We start from the raw sequence: 13,213 nt of genomic DNA on the forward strand, positions 1-13,213 counted from the left end.
CCGGCCGGTCGACGGCCCGCCGGTGTGTGGTGCCACCGGCGGGCCGATCGGCTCAGCGGACGCGCACCGAGTCCGTCAGCCGCACGTCGTCCGAGGCTGCGCCGACGAGCACCGGACGGACACCGCAGGCGCGCTCCCACCGGTCGTCCTCGGCGTCCCACCCCGAGAGCTGGCGCTCGTCGACCTCGATCGTCACCCGCTGCCGCTCGCCCGGCTCCAGCGTCACCCGGTCGAAGCCGGCCAGCTGGAGCGTCGGCGTGCCGGCTGCGGTGCCGGCGCCCAGGTAGACCTGCGGCACCTCGGTGCCGGTCCGGGACCCGGTGTTGGTGAGCACGAAGGACACCTCCACGCCGTGCTTGCCGGTACGGGTGCGCAGCCGGGAGTAGTCGAACGACGTGTAGGACAGTCCGTGCCCGAAGGCGAACAACGGGTCGGTCCCGGTGGCCGCGTACCAGCGGTACCCGACGTCCGTGCCCTCCGTGTACGTCTGCTGGTCGGGCACCCCGTCACCGTCGAGGTCGACGCCCGGGTAGTTCGCCGGGTCGCTGACCGGCGTCCGGGCCGGGTCGGCCGGGTAGGTCTGCGGCAGCTTGCCGCCCGGGGTGGCCGTACCGGTGAGCAGGTCGACGGTCGCCTCGGCGCCCTCCTGGCCCGGGTACCACATCTGCAGCACGGCCGAGACGTCGTCCAGCCAGGGCATCAGCACCGGGTCGCCGGTGTTCAGGACCACCACGGTGTTCGGGTTCGCCGCCGCCACCGCCGCGATGACCTCGTCCTGGAAACCGGGCAGCGCCAGCGAGGTCCGGTCCTCCCCCTCGGTGCCCTCGTTGTAGCCGAAGACCACTGCCGTGTGCGCGGCGTCGGCCACCGCGACCGCCTCGTCGATGCGCTCCTGGCGCAGCTGCGGCGTCGTCCAGTGCAGGCGGAGCTGCACCGGTGCCTCGGCCGTCCCCGTGCCGCGCACCGTGAAGGCGACCTGCTCGCCGGCGGCCAGCTCGACGGTCCAGCTGTCGTTGATGAAGCCGTCGGAGGTGGGGATGAGGCTGCCGCCCAGCGCACCGAACCGGTTCTGGGTGGAGGCCACCTGCTCCTCCGCCAGGGTCACCTCGGCGCCGGGCCCGGTGGTCTGCAGGTGGAAGGTGTACGTGCCGGCCTCGGGGGCGGTGACGGTGACGTCCTCGCTGAACTCCCCGGTGGACGCCGCCTCGCCGGTGCGCTCCAGCGGACCGTCGGTGCCCAGCACAGCCCCGGGCACCAGCTCGCCCTCGAGGTCCTCGCCGGTCGCCCAGCTGACGTCGGCCCCCGTGGCGGCCAGCACCTCGAGCGTGCTGTCGACCGCGCCGGCGTCAGGGTTGACCCGGGCGCTGCCACCGCCGCCGATCAGCGGGGTGGCCGCCGTGGGCCCGACCACCGCGAGACTGCCCAGCGCCTCGTCGGACAGCGGGAGCGCACCCTGCTCGTTGCGCAGCAGAACGGCGCCCTCCGTAGCCACCTGACGGGCCACCGCGGCGTTCTCCTCGACCGCGCGCTCGGGGTCGTCGCCGGCCCCGTCGAGCAGCCCGACCTCGGCCATCGCGGTCAGCACGCCGGTCACCGCCCGGTCCAGCGCGGCCGCCACCGGCTCGGACAGGTCCTGCTCGGTCACCTGCCCGTCGCCGTCGACGTCCTGGGCCAGCTCGGGGAACGCCATCGGCCGGGGCATCTCGACGTCCAGGCCGGCCACCAGGGCCTCCGGCCCGTGGATGGCGAACCAGTCGGTCATGACGAAGCCGTCGAAGCCCCACTGCTCACGCAGCACCTCGGTGAGGAGCTCGGAGTTCTGACACGCCTGGACGGACTCCACCTGGTTGTAGGCGCACATCACCGCGCCGATCCCGGCGTCGACGACCGCCTCGAAGCCGGCCAGCTCCGTCTCGTGCAGCGTCTTCTCGTCGACCAGGACGTCCAGCCCGGCGCGGCCCAGCTCCTGGTTGTTCGCCGCGAAGTGCTTGGCCGTGGCGATGACGCCGTGGTCCTGGATCCCGGAGACCTGCGGGGCCGCCAGGGAGGAGGTGACCAGCGGGTCCTCGCTGAGCGTCTCGAAGTTCCGGCCGGCGAAGGGGGTGCGGACCAGGTTCATCATCGGGCCGAGCAGCACTTCCATGCCCAGGGCATCGGCCTCCTGGCCGAGCACCCCGCCGTAGGCGCCGGCCAGCTCCGGGGAGAAGGTCGCCCCGAGTGCCACCGGGGCGGGCAGCGCGGTCGCCGGCTCCGCGGCGCGGACACCCGACGGCCCGTCGGCCATGTCGAGGGTCGGGATGCCCAGCCGCGGGACCCCGGCCAGGGCACCGGCGGCACCGTTGCTGCCGGTCGTCCCGCCGAGCAGCCCGAACTTCTCCGGGACGGTCAGCTGGGCCACCAGGTCGGCGACCTGCCGGGCGACCGGATCGTGGTGGCCACGACCGTTGCCGTGGCCATGCCCGTTGCCGTTGCCGTTGCCGTTGCCGTTGCCGTGTGCGTGCCGGTCGGTGCCCGGCGAGGCGAGCGCCGGGGCGGCCCCGCCGGTGACGACCACCGCCGCGGCGACGAGGGCGACGCCGGTACGCAGGCGTCGAGTGCGGTGCGGTCTCATGAACGACTCCTGTGTCGCGCTCGGGGTGACCCCGATGTCCCCCGAGACCGGCCGAACCTAAGGACCGGCCCAGCCACCCCACAACCAGACCTTCCGGTGGGCGGCAACCTCGATCAGAGCCCCATGGAGCGCCCCACGATCTCCTTCATGATCTCGTTGGTGCCGCCGTAGATCGACTGCACCCGGGCGTCCCGCCAGGCCTTGGAGACGCGGTACTCGCTCATGTAGCCGTAGCCGCCGTGCAGCTGCAGGCACCGGTCGGCGACCTTGTTCTGCAGCTCCGTCGTCCACCACTTGGCCATCGCGGCGTCGGTGGCGGTGAGGTCACCGCTGCCGAGCTGGCGCACGCACTCGTCGACGAAGGTCCGCGCGATCGTCACCTCCGTCTGCAGCTCGGCCAGGACGAAGCGGGAGTTCTGGAAGGAGCCGATCGGGCGGCCGAACGCCGTCCGGGTGGTCACGTACTCGACGGTCAGCGCGAGGACGGTCTCGGCGGCGGCGACCGCGGAGACGGCGATGTGCAGCCGCTCCTGCGGCAGGTTCTGCATCAGGTGCGCGAAGCCGTGCCCCTCGGTGCCGAGCAGGTTGGCGACGGGCACCCGGACGTCGTCGAAGAACAGCTCGGCGGTGTCCTGCGCCTTGAGCCCGACCTTGTCCAGGTTGCGGCCGCGGGAGAAGCCGGCCATGTCGCGCTCGACCACGAGCAGGCTCAGGCCCCGAGAGCCGGGCGCCTCGGGATCGGTGCGGGCCACGACGATGACCAGGTCGGCGTTGATGCCGTTGGTGATGAAGGTCTTCGAGCCGTTGAGCACCCAGTCGGCGCCGTCCCGGCGGGCGGTGGTCTGGACGCCCTGCAGGTCGCTGCCGGCGGCCGGCTCGGTCATCGCGATCGCGGTGATCAGCTCCCCGGTGCAGAAGCGGGGCAGCCAGCGCTCCTTCTGCTCCTCGGTCGCGAGGTCCTGCAGGTAGGGGCCGACGACGTCGTTGTGCAGCCCGAAGCCCACGCCGCTGGCGCCGATCCGGACGAGCTCCTCGCTCAGCACGCAGGACCAGCGGAAGTCGCGCACCCCGCCGCCGCCGTACCGCTCCTCCACCCCCATGCCCAGCAGCCCCTGCGCGCCGGCCGCCGTCCACAGCTCGCGCGGCACGATGCCGGCGCGCTCCCACTCGTCGTGGAAGGGCGCGACCTCCTTCTCGCAGAACGCCCGGACGCTGCTCCGGAAGTCGTCGTGGTCGGCCTCGTACAAGCTGTGACGCATGCCACGCAGTCTGGCTCAGCCCCAGCGCCGCCCGACAGTCCGGTGACCGAAGTTCGGCTTGATCTCGGTGTTGAAGAAGCGGCCCTTGCTCTCGGCGCGGAGCAGCGACAGCACCCGCTCCGGTGGCACCTCGAGGAAGTGGTAGACGCGGCCGTCGCTGAACACGATCTCCAGGACCTGTTCCCCCTCGTCGTAGCCGACGGTGGCGATGCTGGAGGACTGCACTGCTGCTCGCTGCATGGCTGCCCCCTTGGGGGACGACGGCGGAGATGACACCAGTGTGATTCGCCCGGGTCCACATGTCGACGAATCCGCTTGTCGACTCGTTGCCGGGTCGTCAGGCTGCCGCGGTGCGCGCATTCGAGGAGCTCATCGCCGAGGGCGCAGCCGTGCCCACCGAGGGCTGGGACTTCTCCTGGTTCGCCGGCCGGGCCACCGAGGAGCGGCCTCCCTGGGGGTGGTGCGGGTTGCTGGCCGACCGGCTCGGACGCGCCACCAGGTCCCTGGACCTGCAGACCGGAGGCGGCGAGGTGTACGCCGAGGCGCTGACCCGGGCCACGCGGGCACCCGGGCGGGTGGCCGCCACCGAGTCGTGGCCGCCGAACCTGCTCCTGGCCAGGCAGCGCCTCGCGGGCTGGGGCGGCGAGGTGGCCGAGGTGGCGGACGACGGCCCACTCCCCTGCTCGGATGCGACCTTCGACCTGGTCAGCAGCCGGCATCCCACGGTCCAGTGCTGGGACGAGATCGCCCGTGTCCTCACCCCCGGCGGCACCCACCTGTGCCAGGGCGTCGGGTCGGGCACCCACCGGGTCCTCGCCGAGGCGCTGTCGGGTCCCCGGCCCGATGCAGACGAACCCACCGCCGAACGGGCCGCCGAGGCCGCCCGGGCCGCAGGCTTGCTGGTGGTCGACGTGCGGTCCCACCGATGCCGAGTGGAGTTCGGCGACATCGGTGCGGTCGTGCACTTCCTGCGCAAGGTCGTCTGGACGGTGCCGGGCTTCACGGTCGAGCGGTACAGGTCGCAGCTCGCGGAGGTGCACCGGCAGATCGAGCGGGACGGCACCTTCGTCTCGTGGTCGCAGCGCTACCTGATCGAGGTTCGCCGACCGGGCTGAACCGCGTGGAAGTCGGTGGCACCGGGCCGACCCCGGCGAACTGTCGTACCCGCGTGGACACTGGTCGCGTGTCCGCTCTCGACCGGTTCTCCGCGCCCACCCAGGCGTGGTTCACCGGTGCGTTCGAGCAGCCGACCCCGGCCCAGGAGGGCGCCTGGACGGCGATCAGCAGCGGCGAGCACGCCCTGGTCGTCGCCCCCACCGGGTCGGGCAAGACGCTGGCGGCCTTCCTCTGGTCGCTCGACCGGCTGGCGGCGACGCCCCCGCCGGAGGACCCGCTGGCCCGCTGCCGGGTCCTCTACGTCTCCCCGCTCAAGGCGCTGGCCGTCGACGTCGAGCGCAACCTGCGCGCACCGCTCACCGGGATCGGCCAGGCCGCCGCCCGGCTGGGTCAGGAACGGCCGGAGATCAGCGTCGGCATCCGCTCCGGTGACACCCCGGCCGACGAGCGACGGCTGTTCGCCAGGCGCCCGCCGGACATCCTGATCACCACCCCGGAGTCGCTGTTCCTGCTGCTCACCAGCCAGGCCCGGGAGTCGCTGCGCGGGGTGCAGACGGTGATCCTCGACGAGGTGCACGCCGTCTGCGGCAGCAAGCGCGGCGCCCACCTGGCGGTCTCGCTCGACCGGCTCGACGAGCTGCTGGAGCGGCCGGCCCAGCGGATCGGGTTGTCGGCGACGGTGCGGCCGATCGAGGAGGTGTCGACCTTCCTGGCCGGGGGCCGTCCGGTGCGGGTGGTCGCCCCGCCGTCGACCAAGCAGTGGGACCTGTCGGTCGTCGTCCCGGTCGAGGACATGAGCCAGCTGGGGCAGCCCACCGGGGAGCTGGAGGGGTCGGCCGCCGGCAACCAGCCGCGGACGTCGATCTGGCCGGCGGTCGAGGAGCGGGTGCTCGACCTGATCGAGAGCCACCGCAGCACCATCGTGTTCGCCAACTCCCGCCGGCTGGCCGAACGGCTGACCAGCCGGCTGAACGAGCTGGCCTACGAGCGCGCCACCGGTGAGCCGATGCCGCACGGCGCCAACCCCGCCGAGCTGATGGCCCAGGCCGGCTCCGGCGGTGGGCTGCCGGCGGACGTGAAGCCGGTCGCCTCCGCGCACCACGGCTCGGTCTCCCGGGAACAGCGCGCGGTGGTCGAGGAGGCGCTCAAGTCCGGGCAGCTGCCGGCCGTGGTCGCCACCTCCTCGTTGGAGCTCGGCATCGACATGGGCGCGGTCGACCTGGTGATCCAGGTCGAGTCGCCGCCGAACGTGGCTGCCGGGCTGCAGCGGGTCGGCCGGGCCGGCCACCAGGTGGGCGCGGTCAGCGAGGGCGTCATCTTCCCGAAGTTCCGCGGCGACCTGGTGCAGAGCGCCGTCGTCGCCGAGCGGATGCGGGCCGGGGCCATCGAGTCGACCCGCTACCTGCGCAACCCGCTCGACGTGCTGGCCCAGCAGATCGTCGCGATGGTCTCCGAGCGGCCGCGCACCGTCGACGAGGTCGCCGCGGTGCTGCGCCGCTCGGCCGCGTTCGCCTCGCTGCCGGACTCCGCGCTGCACGCGGTGCTGGACATGCTCGCCGGTCGCTACCCCTCCGACGCCTTCGCCGAGCTGCGCCCGCGGTTGACCTGGGACCGGGTCACCGACAGCCTCACCGCCCGCGCCGGTGCCCAGCGGCTGGCGGTGACCAGCGGCGGCACCATCCCCGACCGCGGGCTGTTCGGCGTCTTCCTCGTCTCCGGTGCGGGGGCGAACGGTGGTCGCCGGGTCGGTGAGCTGGACGAGGAGATGGTCTACGAGTCCCGCGTGGGGGACGTCTTCCTGCTCGGGTCCTCGTCCTGGCGGATCGAGGAGATCACCCACGACCGGGTGCTGGTCAGCCCGGCGCCCGGCCAGCCCGGCAAGATGCCGTTCTGGCACGGCGACACCCTGGGCCGCCCGCTGGAGCTGGGCCGGGCGCTGGGTGCCTTCCTGCGCGAGGTCGGCTCGGCCACGCCGGAGGCCGGCATGGACCGGGCCCGCGCCGCCGGACTGGACGCCTGGGGTGCGAGCAACCTGTTCGCCTACCTGGCCGAGCAGAAGGCGGCCACCGGCCACCTCCCCGACGACCGCACGTTGCTGGTCGAGCGGTTCCGCGACGAGCTCGGCGACTGGCGGCTGGTCGTCCACTCCCCCTTCGGCGCCCAGGTCAACGCCCCCTGGGCGCTGGTGCTCGCCGCCCGGCTGCGCGAGCGGTACGGCGTCGACGTCGCGTCGATGCACTCCGACGACGGCATCGTGCTGCGGCTCCCGGACACCACCGGCGAGGCGCCGGAGGCCGATCTCGCGCTGCTGGACCCGGACGACGTCGAGCGGGAGGTCACCGCCGAGGTCGGCAACTCCGCGCTGTTCGCCAGTCGGTTCCGCGAGTGCGCCGCCCGGGCGCTGCTGCTCCCCCGTCGTGACCCGCGGCGGCGCACCCCGCTCTGGCAGCAACGGCAGCGAGCGGCCCAGCTGCTCTCGGTGGCCAGCGAGTTCTCCTCGTTCCCGATCACCCTGGAGGCGGTGCGGGAGGTGCTGCAGGACGTCTACGACGTGCCCGGGCTGGTCGAGCTGATGAGCGACGTGCGCGCCCGCCGGGTGCGGCTGGTCGACGTGCAGACCCAGACGGCCTCGCCGTTCGCCCAGTCGCTGCTCTTCGGCTACGTCGGGCAGTTCATCTACGAGGGCGACGCCCCGCTGGCCGAGCGACGCGCCCAGGCGCTCGCCCTGGACACCGGGCTGCTCGCCGAGCTGCTGGGCCGCTCCGAGCTGCGCGAACTGCTCGACGGCGACGCCATGGCGGAGGTCGAGGCGGAGCTGCAGCGGCTGCCCGAGCAGCGGCACCCGCGCGACGTCGACGGCGCCAGCGACCTGCTCCGCGGCGTCGGCGACCTGACGGTGGCCGAGGCGGGAGCCCGCGGCATCCCGGCCGACTGGCTCCAGGAGCTGGTCGTCTCCCGCCGGGCACTGGTCGTCCGGGTCGCCGGTGAGGAGCGGTACGTCGCCATCGAGGACGCCGGCCGGCTCCGTGACGCCCTGGGCACCGCGCTGCCGGTCGGGGTGCCGGAGGTGTTCACCGAGCCGGTGGCCGACCCGCTCGGTGACCTGATCGGTCGCTACGCCCGCACCCACGGCCCGTTCGCACCCCCGGAGGTCGCCGCCCGGCTCGGCCTGGGCGTCGCCGTCGTCACCGCCACCGTGCAGCGGCTGGTCGGCACCGGCCGGCTGGTCACCGGCGAGTTCCGGCCCGGCGGCATCGGCCAGGAGTGGTGCGACGCCGAGGTGCTGCGCTCGATCCGGCGGCGGTCGCTGGCCAAGCTGCGCCAGGAGGTCGAGCCCGTCCCGACCGACACGCTCGCCCGGTTCACGCCCTCCTGGCAGTCGGTGGGCGGCCGGATGCGCGGGGTCGACGGCGTCCTGGCGGTGGTCGAGCAACTGGCCGGTGCCCTGGTGCCCGCCTCGGCGCTGGAGTCACTGGTGCTGCCCTCCCGGGTGCAGAACTACTCGCCCGCGATGCTCGACGAGCTGACCAGCGCCGGCGAGGTGCTGTGGGCTGGTGCGGGCGGGCTCTCCGGTGGTGACGGCTGGGTGAGCCTGGTGCCGGCCGACCTGGCCCCCCTGCTGCTGCCCGAGCCGCCAGGTGGCGCCACCACCGAGGGCGGCGTCGGGCAGCTGGTGCTCGACGAGCTCGCCGGCGGGCAGGCGCTGTTCTTCCGAGCGCTGTCCGACCGGGTGGGCGCCACTGACGACACCGCGCTGGCCGAGGAGATCTGGGACCTGGTCTGGGCCGGCGCGCTGACCAACGACACCCTTGCGCCGCTGCGGGTGCGGCTCTCCGGCGGTGGCACCCACAAGCGGCAGCCCGCCGCACCCCGCGCCCGGCTCGACCGCAGCCGCTCCGGCCGCACCCGGCTGGGCCGGCCCGCGATGCCCAGCCGCACCGGTCCCCCGGCGATGGCCGGGCGCTGGTCGCGGTTGCCCGACCTGGAGGGCAACGCCACCAAGCGCACCACCGCACGGGCGGAGGCGCTGCTGGAACGGCACGGCGTGCTCACCCGCGGGGCGGTGCAGGCCGAGCAGGTGACCGGTGGCTTCTCCGCGGTCTACCCGGTGCTGCGAGCGTTCGAGGAGAACGGCCGGGCCCGCCGGGGGTACTTCGTCGAGACCCTCGGCGCGGCCCAGTTCGGCACCCCGGGTTCGGTCGACCGGCTGCGCAGCTTCGCCAGTCCGGACCGCGTGCCGGCCGGGCCGGTCGTGCTCGCCGCCACCGACCCGGCGAACGTCTACGGCGCCGCTCTCCCCTGGCCGGAGCGGGCGGTGGGCTCGGCCGACGGCGCCCCCGACGGCCCGGCGGTCGACCTCGGCGAGGGCACCAGCACCCGCAGGACGGGGCACCGGGCCGGGCGCAAGGCCGGTGCGCTGGTGGTGCTGGTCGACGGCGAGCTCGTGCTCTACGTCGAGCGCGGCGGGAAGACGCTGCTGTCCTGGACCGAGGAGGACACCGTGCTCAAGGAGGCCGCCACGGCGCTGTCCGGCGCGGTGGCGTCGGGGGCCCTGGGCCGGATGATCGTGCAGAAGGCCGACGGGGCGTCGGTGCACGAGTCCGGCCCGCTCACCGCGGCGCTGCAGGCGGCCGGGTTCGCCGCCACCCCACGGGGGCTGCGGCTGCGGAGCTGATCAGCCGGGACGCGCGATGGCGAAGGCGATCCCGCGACGCGGCAGGCGCGCACACAGCGGGTGGGCGCGGGGGTGCGTCAGGAGCGGCGGGAGCCCTGCAGCCAGGGACCGAGCCAGCGGCTGAGCCGGGGCATGGACAGCCGCAGCGCCGTCACCACGTAGGCCGCCGACAGCAGCAGCCGCAGCGGCCAGGGCCAGTCGCCGACGAGCGGCACGGCCAGGAGCTGGAAGGTCGAGGTGAACAGCAGGACGACGGCCACGGTGAGCAGCCAGCTGCGCCAGGCCGGACCGGGCCGGGCGGGGACCGCGAAGAAGCTCTGCAGCCCGACGGCCCGGGCCACCCGCTCGTCCTCCACCAGCTGGTGCACCCGGTCCAGCGCCGCACGCCGCTCGGGCGAGCGCTCCCAGGAGGCGAGGGACTCGTCGTCCCGGAAGCGGTAGACCAGGTGGTACTCGTCGCTGCCTGGGCCGGGGCGGAGCAACGACGAACCCAGGTGACCGGGGAAGGTCGCGACCAGCTCCTGCACGTCAGCTGCCCACCGCTCGAAGGCGTTCTGCTGGTCCGGGCGCACCACTCGGGCGACGGTGACGGTGACCGGTTCGGACGCCGGGGCGGGCTGCCGGGCCGCGGTGTTGCCGGTCAGTCGCACCGGCAGGCTGCGCAAGCGGGTCGTCACGGTCACAGGGTCTCTCAGCGCTGAGGGAAAGCCGCCTGTTCCCGCCTGTCGCCCCCCTCACACGAGGCCACCCGCCCGAGGGAGGCGGACCGTCGGCCGGGACAGGAGCTCACCGCCACCGAGCAGCCGGCCCGCCCGCGCGGGGACCATGGTCGGCGTGCCCGAGGGAGACACCGTCTGGCTGGCCGCCCAGCGGATGAACTCAGCGCTGGCCGGCGCCACGCTCCGCCGCGGCGAGCTCCGGGTGCCGCAACTGGCTGCGGTCGACCTCACCGGCGCCACCGTCACCGAGGTCGTCCCCCGCGGCAAGCACATGCTCACCCGGCTGGCCGACGGCCGCACGCTGCGCACGCACTACCGGATGGACGGCAGCTGGCACATCTACCGGCGAGGCACCCGGTGGCGGGGCGGGCCCACGCACAGCATCCGCGCTGTGCTGACCACCGACGAGTGGGAGTGCGTCGGCTACCGGCTGCACGACATGCGGATCGTCCCCACCAGCCAGGAGGCCGATCTGGTCGGGCACCTCGGGCCCAACGTGCTCGGCCCGGACTGGGACCTCGACGAGGCCCTGCGCCGGCTCCGCTCGCAGCCGGACGAGCAGATCGGCGTCGCGATCCTGGATCAGCGCAACCTCGCCGGCATCGGCAACCTCTACAAGGTCGAGACGCTGTTCCTGACCGGCGTGCACCCCTGGGCGCGGGTCGCCGACGTCCCCGACCTGCGCGGGCTGGTCGAACGGGCCCGCACGCTGATGCTGGCCAACCGGCACCACCCCGAGCAGAGCACCACCGGCGAGACCCGCCGCGGGCAGGACCACTGGGTCGCCGGCCGCAAGGGCCGCCCCTGCCGGCGCTGCCGGACGCCGATCCTGCTCGGCGACCAGGGCCCCGACCTGCAGGAGCGGGTCACCTGGTGGTGCCCGCGCTGCCAGGCCACGCCCGCACCGGTCGATCCGCGGGCGCGCACCGGGGAGCCCGAGTCGGAGGCGCGCCGCGCCAGGTACTGACGACGCCGGAGCCGCCAGGAGTGCCGGGCCCGACGGCTGCCAGGTCCGGCAGGAGAGAGCGCGGGCGGGGATCATGGCGGGATGCCCGAGGGAGACACAGTCTGGCTGGCCGCCCAGCGGATGAACACCGCGCTGGCCGGCGCCAGGCTCACCAAGGGCGAGCTGCGCGTGCCCCAGCTGGCCACCGTGGACCTCACCGGCGCCACCGTCACCGAGGTCGTCCCCCGCGGCAAGCACATGCTCACCCGCCTCGCCGACGGCCGCACGCTGCGCACGCACTACCGGATGGACGGCAGCTGGCACATCTACCGGAAGGGCACCCCGTGGAAGGGCGGGCCCGCGCACAGCATCCGCGCGATCCTGGCCACCGACGAGTGGGACTGCGTCGGCTACCGGCTGCACGACCTGCGGATCGTGCCGACCAGCGGTGAGGGCGAGCTGGTCGGACATCTCGGACCCGACGTGCTCGGCCCGGGCTGGGACCTCGACGAGGCGTTGCGCCGGCTCCGCTCGCACCCGGACGAGCAGATCGGCGTCGCGGTCCTCGACCAGCGCAACCTCGCCGGCATCGGCAACCTCTACAAGGTCGAGACGCTGTTCATGACCCGCACCCACCCGTGGACGCGGGTCGCCGACGTCCCCGACCTGCGCGGGCTGGTCGAACGCGCGCGCACGTTGATGCTGGCCAATCGCGACCACCCGGAGCAGAGCACCACCGGCTCCACCCGGCGCGGGGAGGACCACTGGGTGTTCGGCCGCCGCGGCCGGCCGTGCCGCCGCTGCCGCACGCCGATCCTGCTCGGCGACCAGGGGCCGGACACCCAGGAACGGGTGACCTACTGGTGCCCGTCGTGCCAGGCCGCACGCAGCCCGATCGACCCGCTCGCTCGCACCGGGGAACCCGGCCATCCGGCGTCGATCGCCGCCACCTGACCGACGGAGCCCCGCCGTCCGGCAGGACGACGGGGCTCCGGGGGCTCGCCTCTGACGTACGAGGCAGAGTGGTCCTACTGCTCGGGCCGCTCCGCCGGCTGGGCAGCCGGGGTCTCGGCGCCGAGCCCGGTCGCCGGAGGGGTGCCCTGCTCGATGGCGCCGGCGGCCTGGTTGCCGCTGATGGCCTGGGTGCCACCGCCCATCGACGCACGGAGTTCGGCCAGCCGGGAGGCGCCGGCGACGTCGATGGTCGCCTTCTCGACCTCGAGCATCCGACCCTCGACCGAGTCCTGCGCGAGCTCCGCCTGGCCCAGCGCGGTGGCGTAGCGAGCCTCGATCTTGTCGCGGACCTCACCGAGGTTGGGGGTGTTGCCCGGTGCGGACAGCTCGTTGACCGACCGCAGCGACGCCGACACCTGCTCCTGCATCTTGGCCTGCTCCAGCTGCGACATCAGCTTGGTGCGCTCCGCCAGCGTCGACTGCAGCCGCATCCGGCTGGTCTCGACCGCGCCCTTGGCCTGCTCGGCGGCCTGCAGCGCCTCGTCGTGGCTGCGCTTGAGGTCCTCGACCGACTGCTCGGCACCGACCAGCTGGGTGGCGAAGGCCTGCGCAGCCTGCTCGTAGTCGGCGGCCTTGGCGGCGTCCCCGGCGGCGCGGGTCTGGTCGGCGAGGGTCAGTGCCTGCCGGGCCGACCCCTGCAGCTTCTCGATCTCACCGAGCTGCCGGCTGAGCCGCATTTCCAGCTGCCGCTGGTTGCCCAGCACCGCGGCGGCCTGGTTGGCCAGGGCCTGGTGCCGCTGCTGCTCCGCCTCGATCGCCTGCTGGATCTGGATCTTCGGATCGGCGCGCTGGTCGATCTGGTTGTTGGCCGAGGCCGTCAGGTACTTCCACAGCTTCACGAACGGGTTCGGCATGGCTCCTCCTGGTCCGGTG

9 protein-coding genes are annotated in these 13,213 nt (G+C 74.0%); 4 read left to right on the plus strand and 5 right to left on the minus strand.

The features are described from left to right. Positions 1-52: 52 nt before the first annotated feature. The 3 genes from O2W20_RS21345 to O2W20_RS21355 all read right to left on the minus strand — a co-directional run bounded on the left by O2W20_RS21345 (position 53) and on the right by O2W20_RS21355 (position 4,110). Positions 53-2,611 (minus strand): beta-glucosidase family protein, encoded by a 2,559-nt coding sequence (locus O2W20_RS21345; protein ID WP_269185530.1) that lies wholly within the window; start codon positions 2,609-2,611, stop codon positions 53-55. Positions 2,612-2,724: 113 nt separating this feature from the next. Continuing rightward, positions 2,725-3,870: an acyl-CoA dehydrogenase family protein gene (locus tag O2W20_RS21350; protein ID WP_269173637.1), complete on the minus strand. Its 1,146-nt coding sequence runs from the start codon at positions 3,868-3,870 to the stop codon at positions 2,725-2,727. 15 nt (positions 3,871-3,885) lie between these two features. Beyond that, positions 3,886-4,110, minus strand: a complete 225-nt coding sequence (locus O2W20_RS21355; RefSeq protein WP_269173638.1) for a KTSC domain-containing protein — start codon at positions 4,108-4,110, stop codon at positions 3,886-3,888. Positions 4,111-4,220: 110 nt separating this feature from the next. Here O2W20_RS21355 and O2W20_RS21360 point away from each other — a divergent pair, with 110 nt between their 5' ends. Both O2W20_RS21360 and O2W20_RS21365 read left to right on the plus strand, forming a co-directional pair. Further along, the gene (locus tag O2W20_RS21360; RefSeq protein ID WP_269173639.1) at positions 4,221-4,985 is read left to right on the plus strand and encodes a class I SAM-dependent methyltransferase; all 765 of its coding nucleotides are present in this window, start codon (positions 4,221-4,223) and stop codon (positions 4,983-4,985) included. 68 nt (positions 4,986-5,053) lie between these two features. Then, complete coding sequence (locus O2W20_RS21365; protein WP_269173640.1) at positions 5,054-9,661, plus strand: ATP-dependent helicase; 4,608 nt, start codon at positions 5,054-5,056, stop codon at positions 9,659-9,661. A gap of 77 nt (positions 9,662-9,738) precedes the next feature. On the opposite strand, the gene O2W20_RS21370 is transcribed toward O2W20_RS21365, so the two are convergent. Then, a complete protein-coding gene (locus O2W20_RS21370; protein ID WP_269173641.1) occupies positions 9,739-10,338 on the minus strand; it encodes an antibiotic biosynthesis monooxygenase in 600 nt (199 codons plus the stop codon). A gap of 157 nt (positions 10,339-10,495) precedes the next feature. On the opposite strand from O2W20_RS21370, the gene O2W20_RS21375 reads away from it, so the two are divergent. Together O2W20_RS21375 and O2W20_RS21380 are read left to right on the plus strand one after the other, a co-directional pair. Next, positions 10,496-11,347 carry a DNA-formamidopyrimidine glycosylase family protein gene (locus O2W20_RS21375; protein ID WP_269173642.1) on the plus strand — a complete coding sequence of 284 codons (852 nt, stop codon included), beginning with the start codon at positions 10,496-10,498 and terminating at the stop codon, positions 11,345-11,347. A gap of 81 nt (positions 11,348-11,428) precedes the next feature. Further along, a complete protein-coding gene (locus tag O2W20_RS21380) occupies positions 11,429-12,280 on the plus strand; it encodes a DNA-formamidopyrimidine glycosylase family protein (protein ID WP_269173643.1) in 852 nt (283 codons plus the stop codon). 74 nt (positions 12,281-12,354) lie between these two features. Here O2W20_RS21380 and O2W20_RS21385 read toward each other — a convergent pair whose 3' ends face one another. Continuing rightward, positions 12,355-13,194, minus strand: coding sequence for a PspA/IM30 family protein (locus O2W20_RS21385; protein ID WP_269173644.1), 840 nt, complete (start codon positions 13,192-13,194; stop codon positions 12,355-12,357). Between the last annotated feature and the right edge of the window lie 19 nt (positions 13,195-13,213).

This window comes from Modestobacter sp. VKM Ac-2982 (assembly GCF_026967935.1).
In the GTDB taxonomy this organism is placed as follows: domain Bacteria; phylum Actinomycetota; class Actinomycetes; order Mycobacteriales; family Geodermatophilaceae; genus Modestobacter.

Bases quoted from the DNA above. Each gene is read 5' to 3' on its own strand.
- O2W20_RS21345 (WP_269185530.1), bottom strand. From the start codon at position 2,611: ATGAGACCGCACCGCACTCGACGCCTGCGTACCGGCGTCGCCCTCGTC.
- O2W20_RS21355 (WP_269173638.1), bottom strand. From the start codon at position 4,110: ATGCAGCGAGCAGCAGTGCAGTCCTCCAGCATCGCCACCGTCGGCTAC.
- O2W20_RS21385 (WP_269173644.1), bottom strand. From the start codon at position 13,194: ATGCCGAACCCGTTCGTGAAGCTGTGGAAGTACCTGACGGCCTCGGCC.
- O2W20_RS21350 (WP_269173637.1), bottom strand. From the start codon at position 3,870: ATGCGTCACAGCTTGTACGAGGCCGACCACGACGACTTCCGGAGCAGC.
- O2W20_RS21380 (WP_269173643.1), top strand. From the start codon at position 11,429: ATGCCCGAGGGAGACACAGTCTGGCTGGCCGCCCAGCGGATGAACACC.